Source organism: uncultured Fibrella sp. (assembly GCF_964250085.1).
GTDB lineage: Bacteria > Bacteroidota > Bacteroidia > Cytophagales > Spirosomataceae > Fibrella.
On the sequence record NZ_CAXUEC010000008.1, the window covers coordinates 72,956 to 92,926 of the forward strand.

General features: G+C 53.7%; 11 protein-coding genes. 5 read left to right on the top strand and 6 right to left on the bottom strand.

Translation table 11 applies throughout. From position 1 onward, the window contains the following. Positions 1-204 precede the first annotated feature (204 nt). The 4 genes from ACFE8Q_RS21900 to ACFE8Q_RS21915 all read right to left on the bottom strand — a co-directional run bounded on the left by ACFE8Q_RS21900 (position 205) and on the right by ACFE8Q_RS21915 (position 8,196). Positions 205-2,001, bottom strand: coding sequence for a glycoside hydrolase family 9 protein (locus ACFE8Q_RS21900; RefSeq protein ID WP_375447583.1), 1,797 nt, complete (start codon positions 1,999-2,001; stop codon positions 205-207). Positions 2,002-2,095: 94 nt separating this feature from the next. Next, positions 2,096-3,202 (bottom strand): IPT/TIG domain-containing protein, encoded by a 1,107-nt coding sequence (locus ACFE8Q_RS21905; protein WP_375447584.1) that lies wholly within the window; start codon positions 3,200-3,202, stop codon positions 2,096-2,098. Positions 3,203-3,349: 147 nt separating this feature from the next. Then, positions 3,350-4,945: a RagB/SusD family nutrient uptake outer membrane protein gene (locus ACFE8Q_RS21910; protein WP_375447585.1), complete on the bottom strand. Its 1,596-nt coding sequence runs from the start codon at positions 4,943-4,945 to the stop codon at positions 3,350-3,352. A 14-nt stretch (positions 4,946-4,959) separates the two neighbouring features. Then, entirely contained in the window at positions 4,960-8,196 is a 3,237-nt protein-coding gene (locus ACFE8Q_RS21915) for a SusC/RagA family TonB-linked outer membrane protein (RefSeq protein ID WP_375447586.1), read from the bottom strand. Between the two features lie 749 nt (positions 8,197-8,945). On the opposite strand from ACFE8Q_RS21915, the gene ACFE8Q_RS21920 reads away from it, so the two are divergent. The 4 genes from ACFE8Q_RS21920 to ACFE8Q_RS21935 all read left to right on the top strand — a co-directional run bounded on the left by ACFE8Q_RS21920 (position 8,946) and on the right by ACFE8Q_RS21935 (position 13,286). Continuing rightward, a complete protein-coding gene (locus ACFE8Q_RS21920; RefSeq protein ID WP_375447587.1) occupies positions 8,946-10,085 on the top strand; it encodes a redoxin domain-containing protein in 1,140 nt (379 codons plus the stop codon). 276 nt (positions 10,086-10,361) lie between these two features. After that, a complete protein-coding gene (locus tag ACFE8Q_RS21925) occupies positions 10,362-10,652 on the top strand; it encodes an HNH endonuclease (protein WP_375447588.1) in 291 nt (96 codons plus the stop codon). Positions 10,653-10,701: 49 nt separating this feature from the next. Beyond that, positions 10,702-11,691: a WD40/YVTN/BNR-like repeat-containing protein gene (locus ACFE8Q_RS21930; protein ID WP_375447589.1), complete on the top strand. Its 990-nt coding sequence runs from the start codon at positions 10,702-10,704 to the stop codon at positions 11,689-11,691. 455 nt (positions 11,692-12,146) lie between these two features. Further along, the gene (locus ACFE8Q_RS21935; RefSeq protein WP_375447590.1) at positions 12,147-13,286 is read left to right on the top strand and encodes an RCC1 domain-containing protein; all 1,140 of its coding nucleotides are present in this window, start codon (positions 12,147-12,149) and stop codon (positions 13,284-13,286) included. Positions 13,287-13,648: 362 nt separating this feature from the next. Here ACFE8Q_RS21935 and ACFE8Q_RS21940 read toward each other — a convergent pair whose 3' ends face one another. Together ACFE8Q_RS21940 and ACFE8Q_RS21945 are read right to left on the bottom strand one after the other, a co-directional pair. After that, positions 13,649-16,144: a glutaminase domain-containing protein gene (locus ACFE8Q_RS21940; protein WP_375447591.1), complete on the bottom strand. Its 2,496-nt coding sequence runs from the start codon at positions 16,142-16,144 to the stop codon at positions 13,649-13,651. A gap of 253 nt (positions 16,145-16,397) precedes the next feature. Further along, entirely contained in the window at positions 16,398-18,749 is a 2,352-nt protein-coding gene (locus ACFE8Q_RS21945; protein WP_375447592.1) for a glycoside hydrolase family 3 N-terminal domain-containing protein, read from the bottom strand. A gap of 210 nt (positions 18,750-18,959) precedes the next feature. On the opposite strand from ACFE8Q_RS21945, the gene ACFE8Q_RS21950 reads away from it, so the two are divergent. Next, positions 18,960-19,901 carry a helix-turn-helix domain-containing protein gene (locus ACFE8Q_RS21950; protein WP_375447593.1) on the top strand — a complete coding sequence of 314 codons (942 nt, stop codon included), beginning with the start codon at positions 18,960-18,962 and terminating at the stop codon, positions 19,899-19,901. Positions 19,902-19,971 lie beyond the last annotated feature (70 nt).

The following is a 19,971-nucleotide window of genomic DNA, read 5'->3' on the forward strand; positions in this document are numbered from 1 at the left end:
GGTGCTTTCGCGTAATGGCTTTGCGATTGTGAGTATTGCTGACGCTGGGCCCTTCGACTAGGCGTCCCCGACAGGCTCAGGGTGACAATCCCACCCAAGGTCGCGTCATTCACCTGCTTGAGTTTCCTGTCACCCTGAGCCTGCCGAAGGGCCTACCTAGCGAAGCAATACTCACAATCGAGAAAACAGCGTAACATCAAAAGCCTATTTCTTCGCCGACATACCAATTTTACCTTGTAACGCTTCCAGCGCGTTGGCCAGATACACCAGTGGGGCGTTCCAGTTTATGGCGATTTCATTGGACGCGTAGGAACAGTCATTATCGAAAAAAACTTCGTCGGCGACGGTTGTGGTATAGCCAGCGCACTTATCCTGACGGGCGGCGTTGGCGTTGGTGCCACCAGAGAGCAGGCCCGGAACCGGTGCTTCAATGCCATCGGCAACGGAGGGGCGGTGGTGCGGGTGCATCGGCGTTTTGCTGCCGAAACCCGTGACAAACGAGTAGCCCACGGCGTTGCGACCCATCAGGTAATCCATGTTGGCCAGGGCTGCGTCCAGGTACGTTGCATCGTTGGTGAGCCGGTACGCCTGAATGAGCGCAATGCCCTGGTTAGCTGCCACGGCACTGCTGCCCCAGATGTAGTCACTGGCGGCCTTGCCCATTGGTGTCTGAAACGCGTGCTTGTCGACATCCTGCCGAAGCTGATCGGCCAACTGCGTGATGTGGCTTTTCAGTGTTGGCAAATCCTGCTTTCCTCGTGACGTAAGCTGATCACTAAAACGGGCCAGCGAATAGTAGGCTAGTGTACGTACCTGCGGCCATGAAGGCAACGGCGTTTTGTCGTCGGGAAACAGGTTGACGGCTGTGTAATACGTGTCGTCTTTGGTGGTCAGATACAGTTCAGCGGCGGCCCAGATCCATTCGTCGTCGGCGTTGCGGTCGCCATAGGTGCCGGTCACTACATCAGGATCGAATTCCTTGTTCATGGCATCCTGGTTATACAGCGCTTTCGGGTTCAATTTCGCCCAGTCCCAGGCTTTGATAGCGGCCGCTTTGCATGAATCGGCCAGGCCGGGCAGTTCACGAGAATACCCCTTGAAAATCCGGGCTGACTGCGCCATCACGGCGGCGAAATCAAGCGCAGCGGTCACGCTTTTCTGCACTACATATCGCTCAGTCGGCTTCACCTTATCGGGCATCTCCATACCGTCGAATTTGGCATTGGTCAGCTTGTGGTACACACCGCCGTCGGCCGGATCCTGCATGGTCATCATCCAGCGCAGGTTCCAAAGCGACTCGTCGAGCAGATCGGGGAGCTTGTTTTTGCTTTCGGGAATGTTGACTGTCAGTGTTTTACAGTAGTCGGGGAAGTCTTCGTAGAGCGACAGCAACGTACCCAGCGTAATGCCCGAGTTCACAATATACTTGTTGTAATCGCCCGCGTCGTACCAGCCCCAGGGCGATGAAATCACCGTTCCAGCCGGTCGGCTGGCCGACGCTGCCGACGGATGGATCAGCACGTGGTTGTCGGGATGACCGGCTGGGCGATGCCATTGTCCGGCAAACTTTTCAGGTAACTCAGTGGACACACGCTGGTAATAAAAACCTTTGAGGGCCCCCGCGGCTACACCATGATGGACATCCGGGCGAATGGCAAACGGGTAGGAGTAACCCAGTCCGGGTACGTTCACCACATACGTACCCGTGGTTCGAAACGATGAAAAATCGGCAGTACGGGCCATTTTGCCGGAAATTACATTCTTGCGCGGTTCGCTCAACGTACCTGAGTAAACTACCTTCTTGCCATCGGACGTTGTCACCTGAAACACATTGGCCGCTGCTCCACCCTGCTCATCGACGATGATGGCCACTTTGGCGGCAGCAGGGTAAAAGCCGATCTGATTCAGCCGGATACGTTCGGATAGCCCGGTCTGTGCGTTGGCGGGCTGGTTGGCAATAAGGCATCCCAGAAGGAGCCAGTTGAGTAATGTTTTGCGCATTGATTTAAGGGTATAGGAAGGTTATAAATGTAAGTTAGTTGTTGCTTTAGGCTGTAGGCCCTTCGACTGGGCCTACAGCCTAAAGCAACATTACTTAATACAGGCCGAGATCATCGATGTAGATGACTGACGGTGCGTTGCCGCTGAATTCCTGTAGGGTTATTTCGGTCAGGTTACCAGTGGCACCCAGTGACGAGAGTAGGACGGCGTAATCTGTCCAGGTACCGGCATGGAGCACGAGTTGCACGCCTTTATCATAGTTTCCGTTCACGACCAGTTTCACCACTTTACCTTCCGTACCCGGCCCGCCATAGATCGAAAACTTGACGCCGGTAGCCGTTGCCAGCGCAATTGGGGTGCCGCCGTAGAACATCTGAAAGCCGCCATAACCGCCTGTATACTCGAATTTAAGCGATCCGGTACCCCGTTTCACCGCGCCTGTCGAGGGAACAGTAGACGTACCATTGAAGCCACCCGCCGACCAGCCAGCCGCGTAGGCATCGGTGAAAACCGGCGTGGTGAAGCCAAACAGAATGCCGTACGCCGCCGTACCGCCCGGTGTTTTCACGGAGATCGTAGCCGTTGACACCGAAGCCGGTACCGATACCTTCAGTTGGGTCGACGATTTTTCGATGATCGTTGCCGCTGCCGTGCCGAAACTAACTGCGCTGACATTATCGAACGTGGTGCCGGTGATCGTAATCACGTCGCCCGCCTGCCCCGCCAACTGATCTACCTTGGTAATGATCGGAGCCGGTTGCTGAATGCCGAACGTATATTCAGTAGTGCCGCCCGACGTAACGACCCGCAGTTTGTTGCTGCCCGTAAACGGTGTTGTCAGCGGAATAGCAATCAGGATCGAGTTGTCGGTGACCAGTGCGGGGTTGAAATACGCGTTTACATCGTTGAAATACACCGCCGAAACTGTTTTCAGGTTTTGACCGATAATGGCATACAACGTACCTGGCTTACCCAGCGCCGTGGTTGAGTCGAATTTGACCGGCGAGGTGCGGGTAGCCGCGTAGCTCGAATCCAGATTGTATTGAGCCTGATAGGTATAGGCTGAGTCTTTGCTCACCGTGCGCACCCGCGTAATGGTTGGGGCCGGAGCCACGTCGTCGCCTTTCTGGCAAGCGTCGAAGGTGCCGACAACACCCAGTAAGCTCAGGAGAAGCAGGCTATAGTTGATGATCTTTTTCATAGAAGATACTGGTTATTACGCTGCGCTGTCATTAGCCTTCGGCGTCATTAAGTAGTCATTGGTTGTCATTTATTGCTTTTACGACGAATAATAACCAATGCCCGCTTAGTGACGCCGAAGGCTAATGACAGCGCAGCGTAATGACATTTATTTAAACGTGTAAGGAACAGGCGTCTGGCTCAGCAGCGGGTTGATCGCCGTTTCGGTGGATGGATACGGGAACAGGAACCGGTCGTTTGTTGGCGTATAGTGCTCTGAATACACCTGCGTTTTGTCGTTGCTGTACGTACCCCGTTCCTGCTGGCCGATGATGGCAATGGCCTTCGGGTGCGTTGTGGCGTTGAATCCGTCGAGGCGGCCCAGATCGAACCAGTAGTCGCCTTCGATGGCCAGTTCCAGGCGGCGTTCGCGAAGGATGTCGGCCTGGGTAATCGTCGCTTTCGGGGCCAGCCCTACCCGGCTGCGGACCAGGTTAAACGGCGTCAGCGCGGCGGGAGCACTGGTGCTGGCAGCCCCGGCCAGTACGGCTTCGGCTTCGATCAGCAGCACTTCCGAATAGCGCATAATGTAGGTGTTGTTCCCGGCAGACTGAGCCGCTCCCAGCCCACCGTTGTCGGCGCGGGTACCTACCACATACTTTCTGATGCCTGCCTTAGTGTTCTGCGCGTTCACGTCGGCGGGCACCGTGTAGCCGCCGCCTGCCGAGTTCAGTTCGGGATACACGTCGCCCGCCAGCATGATCGTGGCTTTACGACGGGCATCACCCGGTTCTTTGGCGTAGTCGGCCTGTAGGTCAAGCGTGGGCCCGATTACGCCGTACCCGTCGCCGGTTCCGGTAATCTGCGAGCTGATGGCAAACGAGGCCTGCATCGAATTGCCGCGGCCATACTGCCCACCGCCAACCCACTGCAAGGCAATGATCGACTCTTCATTGTTATTGTTTGCCGTTCTGAACAGATCGGCAAACGTGCGGCCGGGCACCTGGGCGCCATAGAGTTTGAACTCGCCGCTGTTGATCACTTTTTCGGCGTAGGTACGTGCCTGCGCGTAGTTCTGCATGTACAGATACACCTTCGCCAGCATCGCCGACGCCGACCCGCTCGATACGTGACCGTTCTCGACCGATGTGCCGCTGCGAATCTTCTTCGTGCAGTTTGCCTCCGCAAATTCCAGATCGCGGATGATGAACTTGTACACGTCCGTTACCGGGTTGGTATTGATCTTGGGCGAATACACATAATCGAGCGTGTTTTCGATGATGGGTACGTTGCCCCACAAGCGCACAAGGTAAAAATAAGCCACGGCCCGCATCAGGTGCGCTTCGCCAAGGGCATTGTTCACCACCGCCCGGTCAACCGTGGCGGGTACTTTGGCGGGCAGGTTATTAATGATCGCGTTCGACTGCGCCACCACCGAGAAGAGCGATTTCCAGCCGTTGGTCAGTTCATTGTTATCGGCCGTTACCGAGAAGTTGCCGAAGTTGATGACGTCGCCCGAGTAGGTACGCGCATTCCCGCCCGACAGTTCGGTGATGGCCCAGAAGGCTTTGTTGTTGAAATCGAACCAGGGTACGTTATACAGCGCGTTGGTGCTGGCCTTCACCTGTTCGGGAGTCTGGTAGTAGCTGTCGAGCGTAAGGGCGTCTTCGGGCGGGCGGTTGAAAAACGAGTCTTTGCAGCCGGAAACCGTAACGCCAACGGCCGTCAGCAGGACCAGGAGGTATTTATTGGTTGGTACGTTCATGATTGTTGAGTGACTTAAAATTCAGCGTTGATGCCCAGGGTGAAGGTGCGCGGAATGGGGTAACGACCATTTTCCACGTTCATTTGCAGCGAGTTCTGGTTGAACGCACCCACCTCCGGGTCGTAGCCCGAGTACTTGGTGAAGGTGTAAAGGTTCTGTACGCTCGTATACACTTTCAGCCGGTTTAGTTTTACTTTCTGAATGAGCGCTTTAGGCAGCGTGTAGCCAATATTCAGGTTCTGAATCCGGGCGTATGAGCCATCTTCGATGAATCGATCCGAGATGAACAGGTTCGGGTTATCGCTGCCACTTTTCGGCGCAGGTACGTCGGTGTTCGTGTTGGTCGGCGTCCAGTAGTTACCGGCAAACGTGAACTGATTATTGTACAAATTCGATAGACCACCAACGGTGCGGCGGGTCAGGTTCAGGATTTTGGCCCCGTATGACCCTTGCAGGAACAGACTTACATCAAACGACTTATAGGTGAATGTGTTGGTGAGGCCAAAGGTGAACGTCGGGTTCGGGTTGCCAATGATGGTCCGGTCCTGTTCGTTCACCACACCATCGCCGTTTACGTCCTCATATTGCACATCACCCAGCCACGTACCGCCGCTCGAGTTCTGCACCGGCCGGTTAAATTGTTTGGGGGCCGCTGCCAGTTGCTCGGCCGTCTGGAACAGGCCCTTCACCTTGTAGCCGTAGAACTGGCCAATCGGTTGCCCAACCACCGTGCGGGTTACAGGTACGTTCAGGAAGCCCGTGTACACGCTGTTGATGATCTCAGTGAAATTCTCCGACAGCTCTTTTACCTGGTTTTTGTAATGCGAAAAAATGAATGTCGTATTCCACTGCAAGTTGTCTTTCGCGATGTTTTTCGAGGTCACCGTGATGTCGATACCCCGGTTTTGCATCTGGCCCAGGTTTACGTAGGGCGACGAAATACCACCCAGGTAGTTGGCGTCGCCAATCAGGTAGGCGGGCAGCGGCAGTTGGTACAGGAAGTTTTTCGACAGCTTGTTATACACATCGACGGTGGCGTTGATGCGGCTGTTGAGCAGGGTCACGTCTACCCCGGCATTCACCTGTGTGTTGCTTTCCCACTTCAGGTTCGGGTTGGCAATCCGGTCGGTGAGGAAGCCGGTGCCGAGGCCCGTGGCCGTTGGCGACAGCGACGACCCGTACAGGTAGTTCGAGATTTGCTGGTTGCCCACGGCCCCGTAGCCCACCCGAATACGCAGGTCGTTGACGGAGCTTTTCAGGCCCGACATAAACGGCTCTTCAATGATCCGCCACGAGGCGGCAAACGATGGAAAATAGCCTACCTGCTGCCCCTGCGCAAACTTCGACGAGCGGTCGGCGCGGATCGTGGCGGTCAGGCTGTAGCGGTCTTTGTAGCCGTAGATGGCCCGCGCATACACCGATTCCAGCGACTGGCTGCCTTTAAATTCGTTGTTGGTTGCCGTGGCTGCTTCGCCCAGGTTCAGCGTTTTTACATCATTGCTGTAGAAACCGGCCCGGTAGCCTTCGATGCCATTCCAGCGCGAAATCTGTACTTCATGCCCCAGCAAGCCCGTTACATTGTGGTTTCCGCCAAACGTGTGGGTATAGGTCAGGTAGTTCTTCACGATGTTGAATGACGATTTCTGCCACCGCTGATTCAGCGTAGCCGTCGTGTTCACAAAGCGACCGTATGAATAGGTCGGTACGAAGTAGATGTTGTCGGAATTGTTGAAATCCCCACCCAGTTCGGTTCGGAACGACAGGCTGTTCGAGAACTTGATGTCGGCATACAGGTTTCCGTTCAACCCCATGCGGTTCAGCCGGTTGGTAGTGTTCAGCGCCTGCGCCACCGGGTTGATCACGCCCGCCGTAGCGTTCGGGTCGTTTGGTGGCCCGGCGAACGACCCGTCCGGGTTGCGCACGGCTACGTCGGGTGCCTGCAACATGGCCAGGTAGATGATTCCGTTCACATTATCGTTCAGCGTTACGCGGTCGTTGGAACTGCTGCCCGTCAGCGAAAGCCCCACTTTGAACCACGGTTTCACCTGCCCGTCGACGTTGGTACGGAACGTATACCGGTCGAAGCCCGAGCCGATCACGATACCATCCTGCTTCAGGTAGCCGCCCGACACGTAATAGTTGATGCCGTTGGCCCCGCCAGAGATCGACAACTGGTGATTCTGCATGATGGCCGAATTGAACACCGATCGTTGCCAGTCGGTCCCTTCGGGCAGCAGGCTCGGGTCGGCAAACTCGGCCCGGCGCTGGGTGCCGTACAGATCGGCCAGGTCGTTTTGCAGTTTGGCGTATTGCGGTAACTTCATCAGACTCAGGTATTTCGACGGGGTTTGCACGCCCACGTACCCATCGTAGGCGATGCGGGCGGTGCCGTTCTTACCCCGTTTTGTGGTGATGATGATCACACCATTGGCGGCGCGGTTTCCGTAAATGGCCGTGGCTGAAGCATCTTTCAACACGTCGATCGACTCAATATCGTTTGGGTTGATCGATGACAGCGGACTCACGCCGCTTTGACCACTGCCGTTGAAATTTTGCAACGGTGATCGGCCGCTGGTGCTCTGGTTGTTGGCATCGCCCGATATGGGTACCCCGTCAATCACGTACAGCGGTTCGCTGCTCCCCGTTAGGGAAGTCACCCCTCGGATACGCACCGATGTGGAGCTACCGGGCTGCCCCGAGTTCTGGGTAATGCTCAAACCGGCGGCGCGGCCCTGCAAAAGCTGGTCGATACTGGTCTGCGGAATGTTAGCGATCTCTTCGGCGCGAACGCTCGATATAGCCCCGTTCACATCTTGCCGACGCTGCGTACCGTAACCGATTACAACCACATCATTCAGTTGATTATCAGCCGCTACCAGTTTAATCGTAAACACCTGCCGGTTGCCAACGGGCACTTCCTGCGTAGTGTAGCCAATAAACGAAATCACCAGCGTTTGTGGGCCGCCATCAGGTACGTTCAGCGCGAATTTACCCTGCCCGTCGGTCGTCGTACCAACCTGCGTGCCCTTGATCGACACGGTTGCGCCGGGCAGTACGCCGCCCTTGTCGTCGGTCACTGTTCCCCGAACCAACCCGTTGGGGTCTATGTCTTTGGCGGCAGTTTCCTGTCTATTCTTGACCGAAACAACGGCGTTTCGGCTTACCTGAGCTTGTTCCGGCAAGTGGTCGCCGGCATAAAGTGCCGACAGGCTGCTAACCAGGAAGAATCCCGAGAGCATATGTTTTCTCATACGTTTGGAGAGTAATTGACTTTGTTGAGTACTAAAAAAGCATTGACTGTGAGACTGGTAATGACAGCATAGCCGTATCGCCCAATCAGCAGATCGGCAAACGGCAGGGGTATACATCGGAAGAGGAAAATGGTAAGGAAGCGGGAGACGGGTTTTTCTTAATAAGAAGCCGTCATGAGCCAGGCAATTCGAAAGGAATAAGCGGGCAGTTCATTTGTCAGTCTGTTGAGTTGAATAAAGCAGTAATACGTTGCCAAAATGCATCAGATAAATAGAATTATTAATAGCAAAACTAGGATTGGACAAGGGGTTATTTTATACCGTAAACCCTACCAGCCTAAAATTCAGGGTAAACCCTAAAGGCAGTGGAAAGGTGGCGATTCTCGTAGCGCAGATTGTGTTCTTGTTTAAAAGCTTCGCTGTGTGTATTGCTTCCGCCGAGCCTGTCGAAGGGCCCAGCGAAAGCAATACACACAGCGAAGCTTTTAAACAAGAACACAATCTGCGCTACGAGAAACCCATCGCCTTTGAATACTATAAAATCTATAGATATATAGGCTAAATGAAATGACGTAATTCAATTAAGCCTTGAGGCATGAATTCACTAACTAAGAACTGACGGCTTTTCAATTAGATTGAGCTAAGTAAGTAGCCCGGCGACGCTATAATTTTCATTAAAAGTTAACTGAACCGGTTAACCAGTAGGCTGTACCTGTTATTATTACGTTAAAACAACCTTGATAACGATTGTGAAAAACGTAGTATCACTGGCATTCGCCCTCCTGCCACTGGCCGGATTTGCACAAAGCGGCGCCTTCACGCTCACCGGTAAGGTTGGCAACCTATCGGCACCGGCCAAAGCGTACCTCCGCTACGGCCCTGGTCAGACACCGACGATGGACTCGGTACAGCTTGTGAATGGTGCGTTCACCTTCAAAGGAACAGTAGAAGACCCCACGAAAGCCACACTCTTCATTGATAAAGTAGGTACCGGATTTAGTCGTACCCGCCCTATTGCCGCCACGAGCCTGTACCTCGAACCCGGCACCATCATGCTGGCCAGCCCCGATTCGCTCGCCAATGCCGTGGTTAGTGGCACGCCGCTGAACGTTGACGACCAGAAGCTGAAAAAAAGCCTTAAACCGGCTTCGGATAAGATGGCGGCGTTGATGAAAGAATACCAGGCTGCCACGCCCGAACAGCGGAAAGAGAAGGCGTTCAGTGAGTCATTGGATAAGCGCTACGAAGCTATCGAAGGTGAGCAGAAAGCCGTGCAGGCAGCCTTTATCAAGGCGAATCCAACCAGTCAGGTTAGTCTGGATGCCCTGAAAGCTTATGGCGGTTACACACCGGAATACGCCGAAGTAGGGCCCGTATTCGATGGCCTTTCCGACAAGGTGAAAACCAGTAAAGCTGGTCAGGAGTACGCCAAAACGCTTGCTGCGATCAAGGCTACGTCGGTTGGCGCAATGGCCCCTGCGTTCACCCAGGCCGATACGCTGGGCAAAGCCGTAGCCCTGAGCGATTTCAAAGGTAAATACGTGCTGGTCGATTTCTGGGCCTCGTGGTGCGGCCCCTGTCGGCAGGAAAACCCCAACGTGGTAAAGAACTTTCATCAGTTCAAAGACAAAAACTTCACCGTACTGGGTGTATCGCTCGATAGACCTACTGCGAAGGAAGCCTGGTTGAGAGCCATTCATAAAGATGGCCTGGCCTGGACGCAGGTGTCGGACCTGAAATATTGGGATAACGACGTCGCTAAACTCTACGGTGTTCGGGCTATTCCGCAGAACTTCCTGATCGGCCCCGATGGCAAGATTCTGGCCAAAAATATCCGCGGCGAAGAACTGGGCAAGAAACTAGCCGAACTGCTTCAGCCAAAACCATAGCGGCTCTCAGGTACGTTCCGTCTCTATGGAAAAGCGGCCACTCAACGGGAAACGATTGAGTGGCCGTCTTTTTGTCATCCGGGAGACGGGAGTCTGTTAGTTTACCTCAACCCGCTCCTTGACGAATCGCTCTGAAACCGTGTGATTTCCCGCTTACTCACCGATCAGTAAACAAACAGGAGTATTCCATCCGTCAACTTGCAGCCATCTGGTTATTTGTCTAGGATTGCATAACTGGCTGGTACTTACCCCGCCGGGTGCATCTGTTCTCATCTTATGGCAAGACCCAACGATTTCACACCACATACGCTGGCGCTGGCGAAGATGCGACAGAAGGGGCGTTGTGGTATTTGCGGAAAATATGTCGACCGGCTGGGTATGCGAGCCGAAGGTCATCATATACGGTCTGCTAAGTATGGTGGCAGCAACAGGGTCGATAACTGTGTTATACTCTGTGCCGAGGATGAGTTTGGCCATCGGGGCGGGTGCCATCTATTTGCACATGGCGATTGGTATCACCGTGAGTTTGAGTTGAACCGAAGCGAGTACACGTATTTAAATGGGTAAAGGAGTGGCTATAAGGCAATTTTTCGGAAGTCTGTTCTTCCTGTTCAATATGGTACCGGCCCTGGCTCAATGGCAACCGCAGGCTGTCAAGACCGACGCCAGTTTCCGGTCGGTCAGCGTAGTCGGCCCTGATGTAGTCTGGATCGGCGGCACCAAAGGGACCTTCGTCCATACCACCGATGGAGGCCGAACGTGGCAGACCGGCAACGTACCTGACGCCCAGGCCTGCGACTTCCGGGATGTAAAAGCCGTTGATGACCAGACGGCGTACCTTATGAGCGCCGGACTGGCGGAAAAAGGCCAGGCCCGCATCTACAAAACCACCAACGGCGGTCAGTCCTGGACGCTGCTCTACCAAACGCAGCAACCCGGCGTGTTCCTGGACGGGCTCGACTTTTGGGATAAACAGCACGGGATTGTCTTCGGCGATCCCATCAACGGCAAGTGGTTCATCCTGACCACCGACGATGGCGGCCAAACCTGGCAACCCGTACCGCCCGAGCAACTACCACCCATGCAGCCCAACGAAGCGGCCTTCGCCGCCAGTGGAACCAGCCTTGTGGTTCAGGGCAAGCGAAACGTCTGGATTGCCTCGGGCGGAGCTACGAGCGGGCGCGTGTTCCGGTCCAGCGATCAGGGCCGGACGTGGACGGTTGCCGCTACGCCTTTGCCCGCCGGAGAAGCAACGGGCCTGTTCGGTATGCAGTTCTCCAGCGAGAAAACCGGGATGGTGGTTGGCGGCAATTACAAACAGGAAAGCCTGCCGGGCGCCAACGCCGCCCTTACCCGCGACGGTGGCCAGACGTGGGAACTCGTCACCGCAACCACCCCGCCCGGTCTGAAAGAAGCCGTTGCCCTGCTCCCCGGCGACTACCTGCTGGCGGTTGGCCCCTCCGGCACCAGCCTATCCGCCGATCAGGGCCAGAACTGGACCAGGCTCGATCTCGAAGGATTCCACTCTGTCGCCTGCGCCAAAGGCACCTGCTACGCCGTAGGCGCGAAAGGAAAGGTAAGCAAACGGGTATTCAAATTTAAATAGGAGTAGTGAGCCGGCTGTATGATAAGGCAACCAAGCGGGGCTACGCTCCTTTCACCTACCGATTAGTAAATGGCCATATTTATTTCGCTAGTCAGTTAGTAGACATCTTACTATTTGTCTATGATTGCACATTGATTAATTTCCTAACAAATCCGCTTTTATATACGTCTTTCATAACTCATCATTCAGCTATGTATAGTTGATCGTCAGTAATTTGTGATTTACTGATCTTATTATTCATTTGAATGTTGGGTGCTCCAACCAGGTAAGTGGCATGGGGGAGTGAGTAACAGTTTGATAGTGAGTAACTCTGCTGGTGTGTGCCTTGCTTGTCCACAAGTCAACCACTACTAAAAAGTACTATCACTGTCCCTTTTTATTCGTACAATTTCAATATAATTCAGTATGCTTTGCTAGTGCTTTTTAATTAATTCATTCCACACCTATATAACTTCATGAAAAAAAACACTTTTTTCTGCCTCATTTTTGCGTTTTTAACCACCATTTCTTGCAAAAAAACAGACGTAAACAACACAACATCCCCCACTAATATAGCTTTAGTACCAGGAACGACAAGTACAAATAACGTATTCGCTTCGTATACATACAGTACAGTTTATATCAAGAAAGATGGATCCTTATGGACCTTTGGTAAAGGAGAATTTATAGGGCGAGATCCAGCCGTCACAATTTTAACTCCTCAACAAGTTGGGGTTGACAAAGATTGGCAGAGCGTTAGCACAGGCCATGCCACTTTTGCTATAAAAAGTGATGGTACCTTATGGTTTTGGGGAACAAAAGATCGCGTAGGCCGGACGGGTAATAATTTGATTCCGGCCAAAGTTAATGAAGATAAGGATTGGGTTTCAGTGTATTGGGCACCTAATGAATTTACACTTGCTATAAAGAAAGATGGGAGTTTATGGGGATGTGGTAAAGGCGGTTTCACGGATGGGACCAGCTACTTTTTAGACGGAACCACCACTGATAGACCTTTAATATCTCGTGTAGGAACAGATGTCGACTGGCAGAAAATCTCAGTTTTTGGGGCGCGCATTTTCCTTATAAAGAAAGATGGTTCTGTATGGGGGTGGGGGTTTCCAAATATCGACCTTTTCGGGGTTTTGGACACAAAGTCTAAACTAGTAAAAGTGTTACCCGGAAATGATTGGGTAGATGTTGCTGTAAGAACGAATGGGGCAGTTGCCTTAAAGAAAGACGGAACTTTATGGCAATGGGGTGCTGGTAGAACTAGTCAGCAGGTTCAACAGGTGGGTACGGATACCGACTGGGTCAGAATAATTGCTAAAACAGCGCTATATAATGAGATGTATGCTTTGAAAAAAGATGGTAGTCTGTGGTATGATGTTGGCGTTTCTGGCCCCCCGGTAAGCTTTTTTAAACTCGACACCTATAACGCAGGCGACACGTATGATTCAATCTATGCACTTGGTTCCGGCATGGTTGCCAAACGAGCGGGTAAAGATGAATACTGCTCCTACGGGCTTTCAAACATAGCGAGTGACTATGTCTTCAAATACGGGGGAAATGTGCTGATTTCAGACGCTGTCACGGGGAAATGCGCGAGTCTTTGATTGACCTTCAGTCTCATCTATGATCAAGCTATGTGTTGAGTAAAGTCTATCGCGGCTTCAAAGTTAAATTTACAAGGCTCGCCCGGTGTAAAAGTTGAACCGTTGATTTGCCCTTTCACATAATGGCTGATAATCAATAAGTTTTTAAGTTAGCGGTACATCAAACTAAAGGTGAGAAGCCGGTGGCAATGCACCTGCGTTCAGTAGCGTAGCGGCCATAAGCCCCTGTATGGTAATCGGAAAGGGGAGGTTTTAACTTATCAACGAAGCTGTAGTATAACGTACCTGCGTATCAAAAAGCCGCGCCAGTTGACACTGAGCGCGGCTTTTTGATACGCAGGTACGTACCTAGTTCGATGACCTTACTTCTTCTGCTTGAGGCGTTCGTCAAGCATTTTGATGAAGTAGCCGCCTACGACGGAGCGGGCCTGGAAACCGACTTGTTTGGCGTTGGTGGTTTCGTGCCAGTCGCCGAGGGGTACACGCGACGGAGTTTCGTTGGCGTACTTCCAGATGGGGTCGATCAGCGCTTTGAAATCACGGTCTGAATCGGCCATGGTGGCGGTCCAGATGATCCAGTCCGATTTAGTGTAGGTTTTCCGGCTGTCGAGGGGTAGGCCGTAGGGCTTTTGCTGCTTCAGGTAAAAGTCGATTTCCGTTTTCGCCACTTCTTTCGGAAACACGTTGAGGTCCAGTAGCTTGTCCCAAACGATGTTGTACTTCTGGCTCCAGCTACCGGGCGTTTTGTCGAACGTCAGCGCATAATGGTCATCTAATTTGGCCATGTCCATCCAGCTTCGGGCCATGTCGCGGGCTAGCGTCAGGTGCTCGTCGGCGGTTTTCTGGTCGCCAAGTTGCCGGGCCATCTGTCCGTAGCAGGCAATCCCCATAATGGCCTTGGCCGACAGGTTGGCGTTGCGGGCCAGGTGACCGGCGAAGTCATCGGTGCAGAGCTGATTGCCGGGATCGAAGCCGTCGCGTTTCAGAAAGCCTACCCATTTGGTCAGCGTGGGCCAGTGTTCTCGGGCGAAGTTGGGGTTACCGTCCATCTTCACCGAGGCAGCCGTCAGAATGATCATGTTACCGGCTTCTTCAACGGGCATGTCCTCGCCGTAGGTCTGTCCGTTGGCGAGTGGGTACGTACCTATGTCGTGCGCCGGGAAGTCTTTTTTCCACCGTCCCGACTCGCTGTAGTCGAAGATGAACCGAAGCAGACCCTTAGCCAACTCGTTGTTATACAGCAGGAACATCGGGGCCGATGGGTACGTTACGTCGACGGTACCGATGGACCCGTTGGAGAAGTTCTCTTTCGACAGGAAGAACACCTCGCCCTTTGGTCCGGCCACGACTTTGTGGGCGGCAATGGCTTGTCGGTAGGCCAACTGGCACAGATCGGCGTACTCCTTGCCACCGGCTTTGCGGGCTTCATCGTAGAGTTGCTTGTCGAAATCGGTGCTTTTCTGCCGAATCCGGTTGTAATCTGTTTCGGCGGCCTGCAGTGTTTTCTCCATCGTCATGTTGGGGTCGCGGTGCCACCAGCCGCGCAGGTTTTTGCCGAAATACTGCACTGAATACACGTCGTCGTAGCCTAGCAGCAGGTGTTTGGCGGTGCTTTCTTTAGATACATTTCCGAGGTTGAGCACCGTTGCCAGCGTTACGTCACTGGCCACATCAGCCACAGGTTTGCCGTTGGCGGTCAGCGCGCCTTTACTTGAAAATGCCTGCTTCAGTGCCGCCGCCGGGCCAGCCACTACCCGGTTGCCTTCCCCCTGCGGCACCGCCAGATAGGCATATCCCCAGTCGATGCGGACGTTATCGCCTTTGCGGCCCAATACTGGCTGCGCTTTGGTACCGACCGAGGCGAAGGTGAGGCCGGAACCCTGCCCGGTTTTCGTCACCACATCCTGACCCGTTGTGTTGGTCGCCACGGTGGCCGCCTCGCCAAAATAAACCTGAACCGCATGGGGTTGTCCATCAAGCGAACGCGCCTCGAACGTGACGTAGCTAACGGGACGGGCCACCACTTCCAACTCGTCGAGCAAAAGCGGCGACAGGAAATTAGCGTGCAGCTCAACCTGACCCGCTGTGAAGGTATAGTCGGTCTGGGTGGCGGTCACGTTGACGTTCGTCTGGATCGCCTGTGATACCGTTAGCACCGCGGCCGGACTGACCAGCCCCATGTCGATGAAGGAAGCCCCCACCGGGCTCACGCAGTGCGCGGCCAGTACATTCCGGCCTTTGCGCAACGCCTGCTGCCCTTCGGTTGGTAACGCCAGGTAGATGTATTCGCCGGCGCAACAGGGTTTGCTCACCAGCAGTACGCCGTTCAGATACACCGACACATCATCGTCATGGCTGAGTGCGAGCAGTAGTTTCGACGGGTCGGTTTTGCCATCATAAGTAAATTCGCGCCGGAGGTAAATGCCGTTTTTGTCGGTGCGGCTACTAAGCCAGGGCGTACGCGATTCGGGGGTATCGCCGAATGGTCCCGGCCCCGTTTTCCAGCTCTGCGCGTTGTAGTCCAGCGTGGACCAGCCTTCGCCGGGATCTGTAAAGGTGTATTGGGCTATGTATGGCTTCGCTTCGCCGGTGGGCAGCAGCGCGTTGTATACAGTTGGCGAGCCGCCCAGAAACTGATACGTCCGGCCATCGACTCGCACAATGCCTTCGAGCGACTGCGGCTTGCCGGTCCAGTGGCGGGTGGGGCTGTCGGTGAGCCGGTCGGTGGTACTCCAGATGCTGAAATACGGGTCGTGGGTAATGAGCGGGTAGGCGGGCGGGCGAAGGGTTTGCGCCAGTGCTGTGGTGAGTGATAGGGTAGCGGCAAGAAGGAACAGGCTAAGCGATTTCTTTCTCATAAGGAGTGCAGTTTATAGCCCGGTTAGTGAGGAATAGCCATCAACAGCCCGGCTTTACAAAAGCAAAGCAAGGGTGGTAGGGAATTATCCTATACTACCCTGAATAATCCCGACAAGATTGATTGACTGGCCCTGCGCGGTAGGTTGTGGTGACTGGCCACTACCGCGAAGCAACAGCAGAACACATACTAAAAAAGCCGCGTCTGGTTTGACCAGCGCGGCTTTTTTGACAAACGATGTATCTAGCTATCTTTTACTTGCTGGCTAGCTTGGCTTTCTGAGTCTCTTTCTTGTAGGTGGCTGTCCGGCTGTCGCGGATGACGCCTTTCCAGTTCAGGCCGAAAGCGAAATCATAGGTATTCCCTTCCGAATCGACGTAGCTTTTCATGTCTCTGGGTACGTCCTCGGCCTGTGCCTCAACGGTTTTCATATCGGCTGGCATCTGCATAGGGAGCAAGCCTGACGGTTCGGCGGCGCCGGTCAGGATGTCCATCAGCGCCTGATCCTGTACGCTGAAATGGGCAAGAATGGCGTTGGCCTGCCTGTCGAACTCGGTGAAAATAGTCGGGTTGTTCATCTGAACCGCTACGATCACCGGTTTCCCTTTCATCTTGGTGTAGGTTTCGGTCACCATCGTTAGATCGCTGCGGTTGATGGTCTTCACCGACTTGCCATCGTAGCTCCGGTTGGTGAATTTCTCCAGCGGGTCGCCGCCGCCGAGGCTTGGGTTACGGGCTCCTTGAGCGGTGTAGTCGCCGTATTGCAGGCTGATCGGTACGTAGCCATTACCGCCTGCTTTCGCATCTTCGCTGCTGTAGCCACCACCCGAATCCGGGCTGCGGATGAAGGCCAGCGCATAGTCGGCCTCGTCGGGGTTGTCGGTCACCGTAAAATACTTTTGCACGATGGCCAGATTGACCGGATACTCCAGCTTTTCGGGTGTGTTCATGCCGAGAAAATTGCGTCCGGCGGGGGTGAAGCGTTTCGGGATATAGACCTTTCTGCCTTTCGTGAGCGGTAGGGCATTGGCCTTGTTTTTCAACAGCACCACCGACTGCAACTGCGCCTGATACCCAGCCTGCATATACGCCGATTTGCCGACGATGCTGGCCGTTTCCCCTGAATTCAGATACGGATTCTCGAATAGGCCAACGCGGAAAATATTCGCCAGCAACCGCACTGCCGACTGTTCCATCCGGGCGCGCATGGCTTTCTCTCCGAGGTCTTTCACGCCCATCTGATAAGCGGCAATAACGGGCGTGGCGTCGTTGTTGCCGCCAAACTGATCGGCCCCGGCCATCAGGATTTTGTAGTGCCGCTCGGCCACCGACAGTTTCTCGACACCCCACGATTTGCCGGTCAGAAAAACGTCCACGGCCGTTTCGTCGGCGGTGATATTCCAGTCGGTGCAGACCACGCCATTGTAGCCGTATTTGGTACGAAGCAGATCGGTAATGATATACTTGTTGTAGCTGTTGCCCACGTTCTCGCCGTTTTTCTTATCCTGCCCCAGCGAAATGGTATAGTAGGGCATTACCGCCGACGCCATGCCCGTTTTTCCGGTGAGCTTAAACGCCCCTTCGGTAAACGGCATAAAGTGCGTGGCGAAATTATTGCCGGGATACACCGCGTATTTGCCGTAGCCATAATGTGCATCGCGTCCGCTCTCGCCCGAACCGCCGCCCGGCCAGTGCTTTACCATGGCGTTGACGCTGGAGTAGCCCCAGCCATCCTTTATTTCGGCGCTGCCCGTCGAGGTCTGGAAACCGTCGATATAAGCGCGGGCCAGGTCGGTGGTCAGCTTCGGGTCTTCGCCAAATGTGCCGCTGAACCGATACCAGCGCGGGTCAGTTGCCAGGTCAATCTGCGGCGAAAGGGCCGTGGCGATGCCCAGGGCGCGGTATTCGGCGGCGGCAACCTGTCCAAACTGCTTTACCACGTCGGGGTTAAACGTCGCGGCCAGTCCGAGCGAGCCGGGCCACATAGAAATGGTGCCGCCCGCACCGGCATTGTATTCGGCGTCGGCGCGGGTGCCATGCCGGGGGTCAGAGCTGTTATTGGCGGGAATACCCAGGCCGAGGCCTTCTACCAGTGCCTGGGCGTTGTTGTTCCAGCCCGCCGCAACCGCCGGACTTTGTACCGACGTGATCAGCACGTGCCGTACGTTGTCTTTCGTTAGAAACTCCTTTTGCTGATCGGAAAGATCGGTTGGTTTGGCACCGCTTTCGGCAAACGTTTTGCCGGCATACGTACCTGCAAATGGCCCCGCCGGTGCCGACGGAATGGGCTGGTGTTTGCTGTACAGCATCAGTCCCGCAATCTGCTCGATACTCATCTTGCTGGCCAGGTCTGTAGCCCGAACGGCAACGGGGAGCCGCCAGTCTTCATAGGGGTCGAGCTTACCGTTCTTGTTGAGGTCTTTAAAGGCCAGCCCTTTGTCGATAATCAGTTTCACGCCGGAGGTGGTGGCATAACCTAGCGTTTGCCCGCCTTTATTGGTAACCGTGACGATAGGGCCAGCCGTGACCTCCGACCAGTTCTGGGTATGGCCAGAAGTAGCCGCCAGCGAAACCAGGAGTAAACAATGTACGAGAAGCTTGCTCATAAGAATAAATGTATCGGTTATAAGGTCTATATAATCAGGTAGCTGATTAGAGAATACTGTTCACTTGCCTGCGCTGTAAATGTACAGCAGGTTGCGGATGTCAATGCCTTATGGATTGATTTTGATTTAAATTGGACTACTTTTGATTGGATATGAACATGGATATTAACTAGAATTTATACTATTTTACTGGAAAATAGTGATAGGTATATGAAAAATGAAGTAGTGCCCACCTTAACACCAAAAACGCTGGGCGACCATGTCTTCAAGACGCCCGGCTGGGAGTCGATTCAGAATGCGGCGGTTGCTAATTTTCATATCAATCGAATCGAAGATGTCCGGCAGTCGATGCGTTTTCCCACCATACCGCACCGCAAGACGGTGATCGACTTTATTCTGGTGACGCACGGCACCATGATTCGCCAATTAGGGCTGGATCGCTACCAGGTATCGGCCAATACATTCATCTTTCTGGCCTCGCACCAGATCAGCCTCGACGAATGGATGAGTGAGGATATTAGAGGCTATTACTGCCACTTCGATATAAGCCTGCTCACAAAATACTGGCAAAAACAGGACCTTGAGCAAGATTTCCCCTTTCTTAAATTTCTGGGTAATCCCCTGGTAATGGTTGATAATGAATTACTTGAAAACGTATTGCCCCTCATAAGGCGTCTTGAGCTAGCTTTCCGTAAAGACCGTATAGAGTCAGTTGATCTTTTCCGCCTTTACTTACTGACGCTCTTTACTGAGCTTAAAACGGGCCTTCAATCGACCGGTAGTAGCGAAGCTATATCGCCCGAAACAAGCGCGCAGGTCCGTACCGACAACGCTGCACTGCGTATAACACAGTTGTATAAAAATGCCCTGACCCAGCAGATCAATGAAAAGCAAAGCGTGGCACAGTACGCCGAATTATTGAATATATCGCCCAACCACCTAAACAAATGTGTTAAAAAGGCAACGGGTCAGTCGGCCCGTGACCTACTCGACGATATCATCCTGCTGGAAGTGAAAGTGCTGCTGGCCCGCACCGATTTAAGCATTAGTGAGATCGCGTACCGGTTTGGCATTGAGGTGCCGGGCAACTTTGCCCGCTTCTTTCGGACCAAAACAGGAAAGACACCTACTGAATATAGAGCAATGGATTGAAACTGATAGGTAGTAGCCTGATTCTGATAAAAAATTGCATTTAGTAGGCAAGTACTTTTGATGACTCCAA